This is a genomic window from Pseudomonas sp. RC4D1, from assembly GCF_018390395.1.
Taxonomy (GTDB): domain Bacteria; phylum Pseudomonadota; class Gammaproteobacteria; order Pseudomonadales; family Pseudomonadaceae; genus Aquipseudomonas; species Aquipseudomonas danubii.
On the sequence record NZ_JAHBAW010000001.1, the window covers coordinates 158,240 to 172,883 of the forward strand.

The 14,644-nt window shown below is 64.9% G+C and carries 17 protein-coding genes; 11 read left to right on the forward strand and 6 right to left on the reverse strand.

What is annotated here, in order from left to right:
• Positions 1 to 35 precede the first annotated feature (35 nt).
• Both KHO49_RS00700 and KHO49_RS00705 read left to right on the forward strand, forming a co-directional pair.
• Entirely contained in the window at positions 36 to 521 is a 486-nt protein-coding gene (locus KHO49_RS00700) for an acyl-CoA thioesterase (protein ID WP_102862374.1), read from the forward strand.
• A 261-nt stretch (positions 522 to 782) separates the two neighbouring features.
• Positions 783 to 2,177 carry an APC family permease gene (locus tag KHO49_RS00705; RefSeq protein ID WP_110594175.1) on the forward strand — a complete coding sequence of 465 codons (1,395 nt, stop codon included), beginning with the start codon at positions 783 to 785 and terminating at the stop codon, positions 2,175 to 2,177.
• Between the two features lie 21 nt (positions 2,178 to 2,198).
• Here KHO49_RS00705 and pdxY read toward each other — a convergent pair whose 3' ends face one another.
• A complete protein-coding gene (gene pdxY, locus KHO49_RS00710) occupies positions 2,199 to 3,071 on the reverse strand; it encodes a pyridoxal kinase PdxY (RefSeq protein ID WP_213664473.1) in 873 nt (290 codons plus the stop codon).
• A gap of 117 nt (positions 3,072 to 3,188) precedes the next feature.
• Between pdxY and KHO49_RS00715 the strand changes: the two genes are divergently transcribed.
• The gene (locus KHO49_RS00715) at positions 3,189 to 3,581 is read left to right on the forward strand and encodes a DUF3301 domain-containing protein (RefSeq protein WP_102862377.1); all 393 of its coding nucleotides are present in this window, start codon (positions 3,189 to 3,191) and stop codon (positions 3,579 to 3,581) included.
• A 21-nt stretch (positions 3,582 to 3,602) separates the two neighbouring features.
• On the opposite strand, the gene KHO49_RS00720 is transcribed toward KHO49_RS00715, so the two are convergent.
• The 4 genes from KHO49_RS00720 to dksA all read right to left on the reverse strand — a co-directional run bounded on the left by KHO49_RS00720 (position 3,603) and on the right by dksA (position 7,083).
• The gene (locus KHO49_RS00720; RefSeq protein WP_102881363.1) at positions 3,603 to 4,565 is read right to left on the reverse strand and encodes a CobW family GTP-binding protein; all 963 of its coding nucleotides are present in this window, start codon (positions 4,563 to 4,565) and stop codon (positions 3,603 to 3,605) included.
• Positions 4,566 to 4,732: 167 nt separating this feature from the next.
• Complete coding sequence (locus KHO49_RS00725) at positions 4,733 to 5,440, reverse strand: DUF1826 domain-containing protein (protein WP_102881364.1); 708 nt, start codon at positions 5,438 to 5,440, stop codon at positions 4,733 to 4,735.
• Positions 5,440 to 6,648 (reverse strand): zinc metallochaperone GTPase ZigA, encoded by a 1,209-nt coding sequence (zigA, locus tag KHO49_RS00730; protein ID WP_213664474.1) that lies wholly within the window; start codon positions 6,646 to 6,648, stop codon positions 5,440 to 5,442. Before zigA ends, KHO49_RS00725 begins: the two co-directional genes overlap by 1 nt.
• 30 nt (positions 6,649 to 6,678) lie before the next feature.
• Positions 6,679 to 7,083: an RNA polymerase-binding protein DksA gene (dksA, locus tag KHO49_RS00735; RefSeq protein WP_102862381.1), complete on the reverse strand. Its 405-nt coding sequence runs from the start codon at positions 7,081 to 7,083 to the stop codon at positions 6,679 to 6,681.
• A 122-nt stretch (positions 7,084 to 7,205) separates the two neighbouring features.
• Here dksA and KHO49_RS00740 point away from each other — a divergent pair, with 122 nt between their 5' ends.
• A complete protein-coding gene (locus tag KHO49_RS00740; protein WP_102881365.1) occupies positions 7,206 to 7,583 on the forward strand; it encodes a glutamine synthetase in 378 nt (125 codons plus the stop codon).
• 36 nt (positions 7,584 to 7,619) lie between these two features.
• Here KHO49_RS00740 and KHO49_RS00745 read toward each other — a convergent pair whose 3' ends face one another.
• Entirely contained in the window at positions 7,620 to 8,843 is a 1,224-nt protein-coding gene (locus tag KHO49_RS00745) for an N-acetylmuramoyl-L-alanine amidase (protein WP_213664475.1), read from the reverse strand.
• 130 nt (positions 8,844 to 8,973) lie between these two features.
• On the opposite strand from KHO49_RS00745, the gene folE2 reads away from it, so the two are divergent.
• Genes folE2 through KHO49_RS00780 form a run of 7 tightly spaced genes read left to right on the forward strand, consistent with a single transcriptional unit; the run spans position 8,974 to position 14,624 of the window.
• Complete coding sequence (gene folE2 / locus KHO49_RS00750) at positions 8,974 to 9,867, forward strand: GTP cyclohydrolase FolE2 (RefSeq protein WP_102862384.1); 894 nt, start codon at positions 8,974 to 8,976, stop codon at positions 9,865 to 9,867.
• The gene (locus tag KHO49_RS00755) at positions 9,867 to 10,535 is read left to right on the forward strand and encodes a metal ABC transporter ATP-binding protein (protein ID WP_213664476.1); all 669 of its coding nucleotides are present in this window, start codon (positions 9,867 to 9,869) and stop codon (positions 10,533 to 10,535) included. The genes folE2 and KHO49_RS00755 overlap by 1 nt, the downstream gene beginning before the upstream one ends.
• Complete coding sequence (locus KHO49_RS00760; protein WP_213664477.1) at positions 10,535 to 11,401, forward strand: metal ABC transporter permease; 867 nt, start codon at positions 10,535 to 10,537, stop codon at positions 11,399 to 11,401. The genes KHO49_RS00755 and KHO49_RS00760 overlap by 1 nt, the downstream gene beginning before the upstream one ends.
• Positions 11,402 to 11,412: 11 nt before the next feature.
• On the forward strand, positions 11,413 to 12,297 hold the full coding sequence (locus KHO49_RS00765; protein WP_213664478.1) for a metal ABC transporter substrate-binding protein: 885 nt from the start codon (positions 11,413 to 11,415) through the stop codon (positions 12,295 to 12,297).
• Positions 12,294 to 12,737, forward strand: coding sequence for a phosphoribosyl-AMP cyclohydrolase (gene hisI / locus KHO49_RS00770; RefSeq protein ID WP_102862388.1), 444 nt, complete (start codon positions 12,294 to 12,296; stop codon positions 12,735 to 12,737). Before KHO49_RS00765 ends, hisI begins: the two co-directional genes overlap by 4 nt.
• A complete protein-coding gene (locus KHO49_RS00775) occupies positions 12,727 to 13,287 on the forward strand; it encodes a gamma carbonic anhydrase family protein (RefSeq protein ID WP_102862389.1) in 561 nt (186 codons plus the stop codon). The genes hisI and KHO49_RS00775 overlap by 11 nt, the downstream gene beginning before the upstream one ends.
• Before the next feature lie 2 nt (positions 13,288 to 13,289).
• The gene (locus KHO49_RS00780) at positions 13,290 to 14,624 is read left to right on the forward strand and encodes a dihydroorotase (RefSeq protein ID WP_170001393.1); all 1,335 of its coding nucleotides are present in this window, start codon (positions 13,290 to 13,292) and stop codon (positions 14,622 to 14,624) included.
• The last annotated feature ends 20 nt before the right edge of the window (positions 14,625 to 14,644 follow it).

Consider the following 14,644-nt stretch of genomic DNA (forward strand, 5'->3'; position numbering starts at 1 on the left):
CTCCAGCAACCCCTGCCTTGAACCGTGAGTGTGCTATGGAACCCGGAAACGCCCAGCTGTCGATGACGGTATTGATGACCCCTGACATGGCCAATTTCTCTGGCAATGTCCACGGCGGCACCCTGCTCAAGTACCTCGACGAAGTCGCCTATGCCTGCGCCAGCCGTTATGCCGGCCGCTACGTAGTGACCTTGTCGGTGGACCAGGTGATCTTCCGCGAGCCGGTGCATGTCGGCGAACTGGTGACCTTCCTGGCCTCGGTCAACTACACCGGCAACACCTCCATGGAGGTGGGCATCAAGGTGGTGACCGAGAACATCCGCGAGCGCTCGGTGCGCCACACCAACAGCTGCTTCTTCACCATGGTGGCGGTGGACGACCAACGCAAACCGGCCCAGGTGCCACCGCTGCAGCCCGAGACCGCCGACGGCAAACGCCGCTATATCCAGGCCCAGCAGCGTCGGCAGATCCGCCAGGAGCTGGAAAAGCGCTACCAGGAAATCAAGGCCGACGGCCCTTGATCCTCAGACAGATACGCTGATTCAGCAGGACCACGGACGGTCCCCTCGCCACGCCCCTGCAAAGCCTTGCGCACTCGCCCCCTCTCCTTCCGCTGCTCCAGGCAGTCTTCTGCGGTCATCCCGAATGGCCACATCCATCCCTTTTTGACCACTTAGAGAGTTATGCCCCAGGGGCACCGCTGCCAGAATCGTTGGGCAAGGCACAAGCGCACTCCCCGTTTGGGGAGCCTTCGAACCCACGAACGCGTGAGAACAATAACAATGCCCAGCGCCAATACTCTCTCCGACAATCCCACCCTCGCCCCCAGCGATTTCACCCACAGTGCCCAGGGCACCTCCCTGCGCCGCATCCTCGGGCTGCCGGCCCTGGTGTTCTTCGGCCTGGTGTACATGGTCCCGCTGACCGTCTTCACCACCTACGGCGTGGTCACCCAGATCACCGGCGGGCGTACCGCCGCCGCCTACGTGATCACCCTGCTGGCCATGATCTTCACCGCCCTGTCCTACAGCGTCATGGTCAGGAAGTACCCGATTGCCGGCTCGGCCTATTCCTACGCCAGCCTCAGTTTCGGACCGGGCATCGGCTTTCTTGCCGGCTGGTCGCTGCTGCTGGATTACCTGTTTCTACCGATGATCAACTACCTGGTGATCGGCCTGTTTCTCAACCTGGCCTTTCCCGCCGTGCCGGCCTGGGTCTTCGTGGTGGCGACCATCAGCCTGGTGACGCTGCTGAACATTCGCGGCATCGGTTCGGTATCGAGCATGAGCAACCTGATCGTCTGCGCGCAGATGGTGTTCGTGGTGGTGTTCGTGGCCCTGGTGATTCGCCAGTTGGCCGGGGCCGAGAGCCTGGACCTGAGCGCGCCCTGGATCGGCGACGGCAGCCAGAGCGGACTGTTGCCCTTGATGGCCGGAGCGGCGGTGCTGTGCCTGTCGTTCCTCGGCTTTGACGCGGTATCGACCCTGGCCGAGGAAACCCGCGACCCGCGCCGGGACATCCCCCGGGCCATTGTCATCACCACCCTGGGCGCAGGGCTGCTGTTCATCCTGCTGGCCATGACCAGCCAGCTGGCCTTCCCCGGCAGCAGCTTCAAGGACGCCGATTCGGCAGCCAGCGAGGTGATGCTGCACGCCGGCGGACGTTTCCTGGAGATGTTCTTCACTGCCACCTATGTCGCTGGCGCCGCCGGTTCGGCCCTGGCGTCACAGGCCTCGGTGTCGCGCATCCTGTTCAGCATGGGCCGCGACGGCATCCTGCCACGGCGAGTGTTCGGCACCCTCTCCGAGCGCTACAAGACCCCGGTGATCGCCATTGTCCTGGTGTCGCTGGTGTCCTTGCTGGCAGTGATCATCGACCTCACCACCCTGGCGTCGATGATCAGCTTCGGCGCACTGGTAGCGTTCTCGGTGGTCAACCTGGCGGTGATCAAGAGTCACCTGGGGCAGGGACAGCCGCGCACGGGCGCGCGACTGCTGCAGTACGGCCTGCTGCCGTTGATCGGCTTCGGCCTGATCGTCTGGCTGTGGACCAGCCTCTCGGCCCTGACCCTGGGGATTGGCCTGGCCTGGTTCGCCTTGGGCCTGGCGTACCTGGGCGTACACACCCGGGGCTTCCGTCAGCCGGCGCCGACGGTGCAATTCTCCGAACAGGCCTGACTCAGTGCCCGCCGGTCGCCATCAGAAGCCGATCGGCGTGGCCTCGAACCGTACTCGCGGATGGGCAATGCGATCCTGGGCCCGCACCAGCTCCAGCTCGTAGCTGGCGCAGGCCTGGGTTTCCAGCAGCACTTCATGCACCGCCGCGGCGGTGAATTCGAACGCCGCCACCAGGCTGTCACCCAACAGCACCCGGGCCAGGAACAGACCCGACGTCAGGTCGCCCACTCCCACCGGCTGGCGCGGAAACGCCAGCAGCGGGCGCCGCAGGTGCCAGCTGCCCTCGGCGGTCACCAGCAGCATCTCGAAGCCTTCCGCCAACTTGCCGGGGTAGTCCAGGTGCTTGACCAGCACCGCCTTGGGGCCCTTCTCCAGCAGCGAGCGGGCCATGCCCAGGCAATCGAACAACGATTGCGGCTTGCGTCCGCAGAAGCTGTCCAGTTCCAGCTGGTTGGGGCACAGGAAATCCGCCATGGCCGCCGCTTCATCCAGCAGGAAGTCGCTGACTTCCGCCGGCACGCTGCAGCCCTTCTCCGGATGGCCCATCACCGGGTCGCACAGGTACAAGGCCTTGGGATTGGTCGCCTTGATCCGCGCCACGCCACTGAGAATCGCCCGGCCCTGGGCCGCGCTGCCCAGGTAACCGGAGAGAATCGCATCGCAGTTGCCCAACTCGCCGATGGCGGCGATACCTTCCACCAGCTCGGGAATCTGCTGGGGCGCCAACACTTCTCCGGCCCAGTGACCATACTGAGTGTGGTTGGAGAACTGTACGGTATTCAGGGGCCAGACATTCACCCCGACCCGCTGCATGGGAAACACCGCAGCACTGTTACCGGCGTGGCCGAAAACCACATGGGACTGGATCGCAAGCAGGTGGGGCGTACGTTTCATGCAGGATTTTCCATAAAACCGGTGGAATTCAAGCCGCGCAGTATGCGACTAAACGCAGCCTGTACGACAGACCGGAGACGCAGTTAAGCTGACGCCACTTCGTTGGAGCAAACCTTCATGCTGACCCTTGGAAACATTTTTGTGCTGATGCTGCTGGCGACCGGCGCCGCCTGGCTATGGCACAACCACGGCCTGCGGGAGCGGGCGCTGGCGCGGGTCAAGCAGCACTGTGCACGGCTCGACATCGAGCTGCTGGACGGCAACGTCGCACTCAAGCGCATCGGTTTGGTCAAGGACGCCAACGGTCGTCGGCGCCTGGCGCGAATCTACAACTTCGAATTCACCGTGACTGGCGAAACCCGCCACGCCGGAACCATCACTCAGTTCGGAGCCCACAGCGCGCACATCGAGCTGGCACCCTATCCATTCGAAGTGAAAGAGCCGTTGCCCAGCGCCGAGGTGATCGAGCTGAGCCAGTGGCGCGAAGAGCATCGCAAGTTCAAGCCGTGAGATGCGCAGGCAAGCCTGCGCCTACAGCCGGCAAGCGCTGAGGCTGGCTTGCAGGGCGGCCATGTCCTGAGGGGCACTGAAAATCAACTCCAGGCGCGAATCCCGTCGCCATTCGCTGGGCAGCCAGTTCAGCGGTGAATTATCCAAGCCATTGCCCGAGCGCCAGCCCTCATCGCTGTGGATCACCAGTTTGGCCCGACGCCAGTCGAGGTTCTGCAGCCAGTGATCGACCCGGGTCAGGTCGAACTGCTGGCTCGGGTGCCAGCGCCAGCCGATGCTCCAGCCCTCCTCCTGAGACTGACTGAGGCAGATCGGCAACGCCGGATCGCTCCACACCGCCGGTAACTGTGCCAGGCCCTGGGGAACATCCAGGTGCTCCAGCGCCGCCCCGGCGCTGACCTCCAGGCCCGGTAGCTCGGCCAGGGGCAAGGCGGCGTGGCGCGTCCAGAACAAGGGCAGGTCCGGCAACTGCTCCAGCACCCGCAGCCGATCGCTGTCGCTGAGCAGTTCGTCCTTGTTCAACACCAACAGGCCGGCGCTGGACAGGGCGTCCTGCTGGGCCTGGGGCAGCGGCTTGCCGGCCGCCAGGGCCTGGGCGTCGAGCACCAGCACACAGGGCTGCAACGCCAGCACCCCTTGCCAGGGCGCGACGCTCAGTTGCTTGAGCAATTGCGCCGGGTGACCGAGGCCGGAAGGCTCGATGAACAGACGATCCGGCTTGGCCTTGCGCAGCAGGCGCCCCAAGCCCACCTGAAACGGCGCGCCGTTGACGCAGCACAGACAGCCGCCGGCCACTTCGCCGAGGGCGATGCCATCGTCATCCCGAGTCAGCAAGGCCGCGTCCAGGCCGATCTGGCCGAACTCATTGATCAGCACCGCCCAGCGCTCATGGGCCGGGCGCTGGCTCAGCAGATGACGGATCAGGCTGGTCTTGCCGGCCCCCAGGGGGCCGGCGATCACATGGGTAGGAATGTTCTGCAGCATGGGAAGGGGTCCGGAAAGCCTGTGAGGTGATGCTACGCCCTTCCCGTGCAGGGCGAAAATCCGCGCGCTCAAGAACGACGTCGCAGCAGATGCCGTTCTTGAGCGCACTGAAGGTCCTGCGGACCTTGGCGCAGCCTCGCAGGCTCGGCAGCGGCTACACGCCTGGCTCAACCCAGCCAATCAAGGGTAAGGATCAGCCGGCGCTCCCCCGGCGCCGGTTGCGGCGAGCGGTGGATCAGGCCGAAACCTTCGTTGCCGTGCCACTTCTCGCCCTTGAACAGCGCCACCTCACCGCTGCCGATCTGCTGGATCAGCGCCGGGTCTCGGGGTTCAGCGCTGGCCTGTCCCAGTTGCCGACGGTCCATCGCCCCTTCGCGCAACCACTGGCTGCCAATCCCGGCATAGGTGGTGATCAGGCGCACGGGCACATGGTCGACGTGAAAGCGCGGGCACATGGCCTTGTCCAGCACCCGCAAGCGCAGGCCCACGCGCTTGGCGCCCAACAGGCAGGCAAAGGCGCTGACCAGCCAGGAAACGTCGGCGATAAAGCCGTCATAACCGTGCAAGTCGCTGAAGCGCGAGGCCAGGCCCCGCAGGTTCGGTGGGCAATCCTCATCCGGCAGTTCCAGGGACAGGGACTCGGCCAAGGGCTCGTTGAGGGACAACAGCAACTGGCCGAAGTCCTCGATGTGCGCCGGCAACTGGCGCTGCCAGAGGCCGAGGTTGACCTCATCGTCCAGCACCTCGGCCAGGACCGCCGGGGTCGGGCCAATGGCCGCGCGCCGGGAAACCAGCGGCACCGCACAAGGCAGCAGCAAGCTCCTGGCCGCCAATGGAATGCTCAGTGGAGTCACCGGAGAACTCAGGGTCAGCATCAGGCCGCCTCCTCTTCATGCCAGGCACCGAAAGGGTCGGTCATCAGGCTCCAGCCCTCGACACCCAGGGCCATTTCATCGTCATCCAGCAGGCACAGGTCGAGCTCGGCACAGAGCCGGGTGAAGTCGATGTTCTGGCCGATGAACACCAGCTCCTGGCGACAGTCGCCCGTGGCCGGGGTCCAGTTGTGCAGGATCGCCGCCATGCTTTCCTCGTCCTGGGGCCATTGCTGCTTGGGCACGAAGCGCCACCAGCGCCCGGCAAAACCGTGGCGCATCAAGCCACCGGCCTGGGACCAGCTGCCCGCCTCCTGGTACTTGCTGGCCAGCCAGAAGAAGCCTTTGGAGCGCAGCAGCTTGCCGTTGACCCAGGGCCGGTTGATGAAGTTGAAGAAGCGCTGCGGATGAAAGGGACGCCGCGCCCGATAAGCGGTCGAGGCGATTCCGTACTCCTGGGTTTCCGGCACGTGCTCGCCGCGCAACTCCTGCAGCCAGCCCGGCGCCTGGGCCGCGCGTTCAAAGTCGAAGCGCCCGGTATTGAGGATCTTGGCCAAGGGCACCTGGCCCATGACCATGGGGATGATCTCTGCCTGGGCGTTGAGCCGCGCCAGGATCGCCATCAGCTCCTGGCGCTCGGCGCTGCTGATCAGGTCGATCTTGCTGACCAGGATCACGTCGGCAAACTCCACCTGCTCGATCAGCAGGTCGGTGATCGAACGCTCGTCTTCCTCGCCCAGGGTTTCACCGCGACTGGCGAGGCTTTGCGCCGCCTGGTAATCCAGCAGGAAGTTCATGCCATCGACCACAGTCACCATGGTGTCGAGGCGGGCGATGTCCGCCAGGCTCTGCCCGGCCTCATCGCGAAAGGTGAAGGTTTCCGCCACGGGCAGCGGCTCGGAGATCCCGGTGGACTCGATCAGCAGGTAGTCGAAGCGCCCGTCGCGGGCCAGCTTGCCCACTTCCTCCAGCAGGTCTTCGCGCAGGGTGCAGCAGATGCAGCCGTTGCTCATCTCCACCAGCTTCTCTTCGGCGCGGTTGAGGCTGACATCGCGCTGCACCTCGCTGCCGTCGATGTTGATTTCGCTCATGTCGTTGACGATCACCGCTACCCGCAGGTTGTCGCGGTTGCGCAGGACGTGATTGAGCAGGGTGCTTTTGCCCGCGCCAAGAAAGCCGGACAGCACGGTAACGGGAAGACGCTCGGTCATGGGGGGGTCCTCATCAGGTTCGCGGCTGGGTCAAAGCGCCCGTTGGTGGCGTTCGCGCAGCTCTTGGCGTTCTTTGGCTTCGATACACAAGGTGGCGGTGGGCCGCAGCAGCAGGCGCTGCAGGCCGATGGGCTCGCCGGTGTCGCGGCACCAGCCGTACTCGCCGCGGGCCAGGCGCTCCAGGGCCTCGTCGATCTTGTCCAGGAGCTTCTTTTCCCGCTCCAGCAGGCGCAGTTGCCATTGCCGCTGCTCTTCGGCGCTGCCGATGTCGGCGGGGTCGCTGTGGGGTTCCTGCTCGCGCAGTTGGTCGAACTCAGCGGCAATGCGCTCCTGTAATTCGCTGCGCTGGGCCAGCAGCAGATCGCGGAAGAAGCCCTGCTGGGCGTCGTTCATGTAATGCGCCGAGGGTTCGGCGAGGAGCTCTTGTTCAGTCATGGCGGGGGTCACGGGTCAGGCTTTATTTTATGTTATATTATAACAATGCAGATTAGCCAATACTCCCTTGCCGACCACGACGAAGGGCGCAATGCTGCGCCCCTGTCGCCACGAGAACTGCCATGCGCCTTGTCCTGCCCACCCTGCTTTCAAGCCTGATGCTGCTGGCCGGCCACGCCACAGCCGCCGTGCCCAGTACCTTGGCCACCTGCACCCGCAGCGCCACCCTGCTGGCCTGCGTCGATCCCTTGGGCAACGCCTACAGCGTCGCCACGGCGGGCAGCACCACTTACTTGCGCGGGTTCGAGGTGATCGGCAAACGCTACTGGGCGCAGACCAACAGTCGCTACGGGCAACTGACCTTCTTCACCGGCCTGGCCTCCGATGGTGAAGCCTGGGTGGGCTACAGCCAGCGCGTGGGTTGGACCACCCGCAATCGCTTCTCCAGTTCTGGCGGCAGCAGCGCCAAGTTCACCTGCAGCCGCATTAGCGGTTGCTAGCCGCCCCCACATCGCGCCAGATGCAGGCGCTGGTGGCTACACGGTGCGGTTGTTCTTTGTTTCCTGGAGCCAGGCCAGATAGCTGTTGGCCGGCGGGTTCTTTTCGAAGTAGCGCTGCAAACCCAGGAACAGGCCGTCGGCAATCGCCTGCTGATGCCGCGTGGTGACCAGTTGCTGGCTGTCGCGGCGGTTGGAGATGAAGCCGGTTTCCACCAGGATCGATGGCACGTCCGGCGACTTGAGCACCGCGAACCCGGCCTGTTCCACGCGCTTCTGATGCAGGGTGGTGATCCCCGACAGGCTGTCCAGCACAGTGCCCCCTAGCTGCAGGCTGGCGGCAATAGTGGCATTCATCGACATGTCGAGAATCACCCCCGCCAGCATCGGGTCCTTGTCCTTGAGATTGAGCAGGGTGCTGGCCCCCAGCAGGTCGGCATCGTTTTCCCGCTGGGCCATGAAGCGCGCAGTGGCCGAAGTCGCCCCGCCTTCGGACAAGGCATACACCGAGGCACCGGAAGCGCTAAGGCGCGGCGCCGCATCGGCGTGCACCGAGATGAACATGTCGGCCTTGTGCTTGCGGGCGATCTCCACCCGCTTGCGCAGCGGCACGAAGAAGTCGTCGTTGCGCACTAGCTTCACGGCAAAGCCCTTCTCGCGCTTGAGCCGCTTGGCCAGCAACTGGGCAATGGACAGCACCACATCCTTCTCTCGCTCACCCTTGGCCCCCACGGCGCCGGGGTCCTTGCCACCGTGGCCGGGGTCCACCACCACGATGATGTCGCGCTTGGGATGAGGCTTGCCCGGCGACGCCTCGGGTTTGGCCAGGGGCGCAGCGGCCGCGGCGATCTGCAACGGCGCCTTGCCGGGCGCAGACAGGTCCAGCACCAGTCGATGGCCCTGCCCATCCTGGGGCGGCAGGAGAAAACTGTTGAGCTGCACCGGCTCATTCAGGTCGAGGACGATCCGCGTATCGCCCTGGCCAAAATGCCCGGAGCGGATCGCGCGGATCACCGTACGGGCCAGGGGCAACTGACTGAAATCGCCACTCAGGCGAGCGCCGTTCAAATCGATGATCAAGCGCTCCGGTGCGCTCAGAGTGAAGGTCTTGTACTGCACCGGGCCACTCAGATCGAGCACCAGCCGCAGCTTGTCGGCGTCTTTCCACAGCCGCGCATTACGGATCTGCGCGGCAGAAACAGCCCAGGGCAACATCAGGGCCGTACCGGCCAACAGCAGGTTGAGCAATTGACGTCTGTGCATGACAAATACCGCAGATGAGGGAGTGTCCGTACTCACAAGAACAGGCCAAAGAACCGCCGAGGAAAAATGTTTCATCGGATGTATTGTTATAATATAACATGCAGAAATATTCCTAACGACGGACCTGTTCATGAACGCGCTGACTCTGCCGGATATCGCCGCGCAGGCCTCACGCCAAGCCTTGCCCCTGGAATGGGTGGGCATGTGCGGCATTGCCTTACCTGTACTGATGGACAGCCAACGGATCGCTGCCAAAGCGGACGCCGGAGTCAGCCTCGACGACGGCGAGGCGCGAGGCATTCATATGTCGCGGCTGTACCTAGCCCTGGAAATGCTCGAACAGGACAACCTCACGCCTGCTCTGCTGCGCCAAGTGCTACAGCGCTTTCTCGACAGTCACGAAGGCCTGGCCAACAGCGCCTACCTGCGCCTGCACTTCGATCTGCTGCTCAAACGCCCGGCATTGGTCAGTCCTTTGGCCGGTTGGAAGAGCTATCCGTTGAGCATCGAAGCACGGCTGAAAAACGCGATGTTCCACGTGGAACTAAAAATTGTCGTGCCTTATTCCTCCACTTGCCCTTGCTCGGCCGCCCTGTCCCGTCAGTTGATCCAACAGCAATTCGTCGACGATTTCGCCAACCGGCCACTGCAGCACGCCGAGATCCTGGCCTGGCTGGGCTCGACCCAAGGCATAGTTGCCACGCCCCATAGCCAACGCAGCAACGCCGAACTGCACCTGCGCCTGGACGACTTCCTCGACGAACTGCCGTTGATTGCACTGATCAACGACGCGGAAAACGCCCTGGGCACTGCCGTGCAGACGGCGGTCAAACGCGCCGATGAACAGGCCTTCGCCCTGGCCAACGGACAAAACCTGATGTTCTGCGAAGACGCCGCCCGCCGGCTGAATCTGGCCCTGCGTCGCTCCCCCGGGGTCAACGCCTTCCAACTGCGGGTCGTGCATGCGGAAAGCCTGCACGCCCACGACGCCGTGGCGCAAAGCCGCTGGAACTGGGAGGCCTGATGATCCGCTGTCGAGGTTTGCGCTGGGGCGCCCCGGGCCAACCCCTGACTCCAGCCCTGGACCTGCACCTGCCCAGCGGCAGCCTGAGCGCCATCATCGGCGCCAACGGTTCGGGCAAAAGCAGCCTGCTGAAAGTCCTGGCCGGGCTGCAAAAACCCTTGGCCGGCAAGGTCGATCTGGCGGCGCCCAAACGGGGCGGCTTTTCGTTTCTGCCGCAACAGCAACACCTCGATCGCCAGTTCCCTATCAGCCTTGAAGCGCTGGTGGCCGGTGGCTTCTGGGGCAAGCGTGAACCCGCCAGGGCCCGGGCAGAAAAACTTCAGGCGGTGCTCGAAGACTGGCATTTGAGTGGCTTGGAAAGCCGCCCGTTGATGGCCCTTTCCGGTGGGGAATTACAGCGCGCGCTGCTGGCCCGACTGAGCCTGACCGAAGCGCCTCTGCTGTTCCTGGACGAACCCCACGCCGCCCTCGACGAAGCGGGCCAGACCCTGCTCTGGCAACACCTGCACAGCTGGCACGCCCAGGGCCGAACGCTTGTAGTGGTTTGTCATGACCTGGCCGCCGTGCGCCAGCACATCCCTCAGACCTTGTGGGTCAAAAGCAGCGGCTGTGTCTTGGGCCAGAGCCAAGAACTGATCGCCCCGCCCTTCCAGACGCAGGTGGCGTGATGCAGTTCGCCGCACAGCTCTGGCAGCCCTTCAGCGAATTCGTGTTCATGCGCCGGGCCTTGCTCGGCGGTTTGGTCCTGGCCTGCAGCACCGCCCCCCTGGGCGTCTTCCTGATCCTGCGGCGCATGAGCCTGATCGGCGATGCGGTGGCCCACGGCATCCTCCCCGGCGCCGCTCTGGGTTTCTGGTTCGCCGGTCTCAGCTTGCCGGCCCTGACCCTCGGCGGCCTGGGCGCCGGCTTGGGCATGGCCGGCCTCGCGGCCTGGATCACCCGCCGCACCGGCCTGCGGGAAGACGCCAGCATCGCGGCTATCTACCCCATCTCCCTGGCCAGCGGCGTGTTGATCCTCGGGCTGGCGGGCAAACGCCTGGACCTGTTGCACCTGCTGTTCGGCTCGGCCCTGGCGGTGGACGGCCCGACCCTCAACGGCATGCTCCTGGTCTCGGCCTTCAGCCTGCTGGCCATGGCCCTGATCTACAAACCCCTGCTGCTGGACACCCTCGACCCACTGTTCCTGCACAGCGTCAGTCGCCTGGGTCCCCTGGCTCACGGCCTGTTCCTGACCCTGGTGGTGCTCAATCTGGTGATCGGTTTCCAAGCCATCGGCGCCCTGATGGTGGTGGGGCTGATGATGCTGCCGGCCGCCGCCTCGCGCTTCTGGAGCCGGCGGCTGCCGCTGCTGATGGGCATCGCCGCGCTGCTGGGTTGTCTCTCGGTGTGGCTCGGCCTGTTGCTGTCATTCCATTACTCGCTGCCCAGCGGACCGGCCATCGTGCTGGTGGCGGGCAGCCTGTACCTGCTGTCCGTGGTGTTCGGTCCGGTACACGGCCTGTTGCACCGCCCGCCGTTGCTCACATCCCCATGAGGTGTTTCCCGATGCGCGCTCTACTCGTGCTGTTCAGCCTGCTGCTGCCACTGTCGTGGTCCACCGCCCAGGCCGCGGACAAGCTGGCCGTGGTCACCAGCTTCAGCATCCTCGCCGACATCACCCGCCAGGTCGGCGGCGAGCATGTACAGATCACCAACCTGGTAGGCGCCGATGAAGACGCCCACACCTACGAACCCACGCCGGACGATGCCAAGGCCCTGCTCAAGGCCCGGCTGATCATCAAGAACGGCCTGGGCTTCGAACCCTGGCTGGATCGCCTGGTGGCCAGCTCGGCCACCAAAACTCCAGTCATCACCGCCAGTCGCGGGGTGATTCCACGGACCCTGGACGAGGACGGCGAACAGGTGCCCGACCCGCACGCCTGGCACAACCTGGCCAACAGCGAACTCTATGTGAACACCATCACCCAGGCACTGATCGCCGCCGACCCGGCCCACCAGGCCGACTACCAGCGCAACAGCCAGGCCTACCTGCAACAGATCTACCGCCTGCTGGCCGAGGCCAAGACCAAACTCGGCGCCCTGCCCCCGGGCAACCGCAAGATCGTCACCTCCCACGACGCCTTCGGCTACCTGGGCCAGGCCTACGGTATCGACTTCATGGCGCCCCAGGGTCTGTCCACCGAACGCGAACCCTCGGCCGCCGAAGTCGCGGCGCTGATCACCCAGATCCGCAACGCCAAGGTCAAGGCGGTGTTCATGGAGAACATCAAGGACGCCCGCCTGCTCAAGCAGATCGCCGACGAAAGCGGCGCCCATATCGGCGGCACCCTGTACTCCGACGCGCTCTCCGCCACGGGTCCGGCCAGCACCTTCATCGGGCTGTTCGAATACAACCTCAACACCCTGTACGACGCCCTGAGCCGACCATGATCCAACGCCCGCCACTGACGCTGCTGGACCTGGAAAGCGCTGCCCAGGGCAGTCGCTGGCCGCTGACCGCAGTGCTCGATGCCCTGCCCTGGAACAGCGACGGACTGATCGCCGCCATCGCCCAGCAACACGACAGCGGCGAGGTGCTGATGCTGGCCTGGATGAACCGCCGGGCCCTGGCCGAAACCCTGGCCAGCGGCCAGGTCTGCTACTGGTCGCGCTCGCGCCAGTGCCTGTGGCGCAAGGGCGAAAGCTCGGGCCACCGCCAGCGCCTGATCGAAGCGCGCCTGGACTGCGATGGCGACGCCGTGTTGCTGCAAGTGGAGCAACAAGGCCCCGCCTGCCACACCGGCCGCCCCAACTGTTTCTACAACGCCATTCGCGATGGCGCGGTGGAAGTCATCAGTTCCCCCTTGAAGGACTCGCGCCATGATTCGTAAAAACCCTTCCGGCGATCTGCCGGTGATCGCCGAATCCGCCTACGTGGACAAGACCGCCATCATCTGCGGCAAGGTGGTGATCGGCGACAACGTGTTCGTCGGCCCCTACGCGGTGATCCGCGCCGACGAGGTCGACGCCAGCGGCCAGATGGAAGCCATCACCATCGGCGCCAATTCGAACATCCAGGACGGCGTGGTGATCCACTCCAAATCCGGCGCCGCCGTCACCATCGGCCAGCACACCTCCATCGCCCACCGCTCCATCGTCCACGGCCCCTGCGTGGTCGGCGACCGGGTGTTCATCGGTTTCAACAGCGTGCTGTTCAACTGCGTGGTGGGCGACGGCAGCGTGGTCCGCCACAACTCGGTGGTGGACGGTCGCGACCTGCCCCCAGGCTTCTACGTGCCCTCCACCACCCGCATCGGCCCCAAGACCGACCTGGCGCAGTTCCCTCCGGTGAGCATCAGTGCCTCGGAGTTTTCCGAGGACGTGGCCCGCACCAACGTCGATCTGGTCCGCGGCTACAAGGCCCTGCAGAACGAGTTTTGAGCATGAGCCGAATCCTTATCCGCAATGCCCGCCTGGTGAACGAAGGACGGGAGTTCGACGCCGACCTGCTGGTCAATCACGGGCGCATCGAGACCATCGGCAGCCTCGACCACCTCAGCGCCGAACTGGAGATCGACGCCCAGGGCCAATGGCTGCTGCCGGGGATGATCGACGACCAGGTGCACTTTCGCGATCCCGGCGCCCCGGAAAAAGGCAGCATCCATAGCGAGTCGCGCGCCGCAGTGGCCGGTGGCATCACCAGCTTCATGGACATGCCCAACACCTCGCCGGCGACCTTGACCCTGGCCGCCCTGGCCGACAAGAAACGCCGCGCAGCGATCGCCTCGGTGGCCAACTACGGCTTTCACTTCGGCGTCAGCAACGACAACCTCGACACCGTCGCCGCCCTCGATCCCACCGAGGTCGCCGGGGTCAAGGTGTTCATGGGCGCCTCCACCGGCAACATGCTGGTGGACGATCCGCACGTGCTGGACCGGCTGTTTCGCCAGGTACCGACCCTCCTCCTGGCGCACTGCGAACACACCCCGAGCATCCAGCTCAAACAACAACGCTGGCAGCAACTCTATGGCGAACAGATTCCCGCCGCGGCTCACCCGCGCATTCGCGACGCCGAGGCCTGCTACCGCTCCTCGTCCCTGGCGGTGGAGCTGGCGAAAAAACACGGCACCCGCCTGCACGTCCTGCACCTGACCAGCGCCCGGGAACTGGCCCTGTTCGAGGACCGGCCCCTGGCTGAAAAGCGCATCACCGCCGAAGTCTGCCTGCACCACCTGCTGTTCGATGACCGCGACTACTCGCGTCTTGGCCACCTGATCAAATGCAACCCGGCGATCAAGACCCAGGCCGATCGCGACGCCTTGCGCCAGGCCCTCAACAGCCAGCGCCTGGACATCATCGGCAGTGACCACGCGCCCCACACCTGGGAACAGAAACAGCAGCCCTACACCCGTGCGCCCGCCGGACTGCCTCTGGTGCAGCACGCCTTGCCGGCCTTGCTGGAACTGGTGGCGGACCAGGTCCTGCCCCTGACCACCCTGGTGGCCAAGACCAGCCACCGGGTGGCCGACCTGTTCGCCATCCCCGACCGTGGCTACCTGCGCGAAGGCTACTGGGCCGACTTGGTGCTGATCCGCGCCGAGCCCGAGGGCTTGGCTGTGGACCGCCAGCCGATTCTTGCCCAATGCGGCTGGACGCCGTTTGCCGGCCAACGCTTTCGCCATAGCGTCGCCACCACCCTGGTCTCGGGTCAGCTCGCCTGGCACCAGGGGCGTCTGTACGACCACTGTCAGGGCCTGCCCCTGCGCTTCATCCGCTAATCCCCCAAGCCTGACCAAGG

Coding starts and splice junctions, on each gene's coding strand:
- KHO49_RS00700 (WP_102862374.1), top strand. CDS start 36: ATGGAACCCGGAAACGCCCAGCTGTCGATGACGGTATTGATGACCCCT.
- KHO49_RS00705 (WP_110594175.1), top strand. CDS start 783: ATGCCCAGCGCCAATACTCTCTCCGACAATCCCACCCTCGCCCCCAGC.
- pdxY (WP_213664473.1), bottom strand. CDS start 3,071: ATGAAACGTACGCCCCACCTGCTTGCGATCCAGTCCCATGTGGTTTTC.
- KHO49_RS00715 (WP_102862377.1), top strand. CDS start 3,189: ATGCTGACCCTTGGAAACATTTTTGTGCTGATGCTGCTGGCGACCGGC.
- KHO49_RS00720 (WP_102881363.1), bottom strand. CDS start 4,565: ATGCTGCAGAACATTCCTACCCATGTGATCGCCGGCCCCCTGGGGGCC.
- KHO49_RS00725 (WP_102881364.1), bottom strand. CDS start 5,440: ATGCTGACCCTGAGTTCTCCGGTGACTCCACTGAGCATTCCATTGGCG.
- zigA (WP_213664474.1), bottom strand. CDS start 6,648: ATGACCGAGCGTCTTCCCGTTACCGTGCTGTCCGGCTTTCTTGGCGCG.
- dksA (WP_102862381.1), bottom strand. CDS start 7,083: ATGACTGAACAAGAGCTCCTCGCCGAACCCTCGGCGCATTACATGAAC.
- KHO49_RS00740 (WP_102881365.1), top strand. CDS start 7,206: ATGCGCCTTGTCCTGCCCACCCTGCTTTCAAGCCTGATGCTGCTGGCC.
- KHO49_RS00745 (WP_213664475.1), bottom strand. CDS start 8,843: ATGCACAGACGTCAATTGCTCAACCTGCTGTTGGCCGGTACGGCCCTG.
- folE2 (WP_102862384.1), top strand. CDS start 8,974: ATGAACGCGCTGACTCTGCCGGATATCGCCGCGCAGGCCTCACGCCAA.
- KHO49_RS00755 (WP_213664476.1), top strand. CDS start 9,867: ATGATCCGCTGTCGAGGTTTGCGCTGGGGCGCCCCGGGCCAACCCCTG.
- KHO49_RS00760 (WP_213664477.1), top strand. CDS start 10,535: ATGCAGTTCGCCGCACAGCTCTGGCAGCCCTTCAGCGAATTCGTGTTC.
- KHO49_RS00765 (WP_213664478.1), top strand. CDS start 11,413: ATGCGCGCTCTACTCGTGCTGTTCAGCCTGCTGCTGCCACTGTCGTGG.
- hisI (WP_102862388.1), top strand. CDS start 12,294: ATGATCCAACGCCCGCCACTGACGCTGCTGGACCTGGAAAGCGCTGCC.
- KHO49_RS00775 (WP_102862389.1), top strand. CDS start 12,727: ATGATTCGTAAAAACCCTTCCGGCGATCTGCCGGTGATCGCCGAATCC.
- KHO49_RS00780 (WP_170001393.1), top strand. CDS start 13,290: ATGAGCCGAATCCTTATCCGCAATGCCCGCCTGGTGAACGAAGGACGG.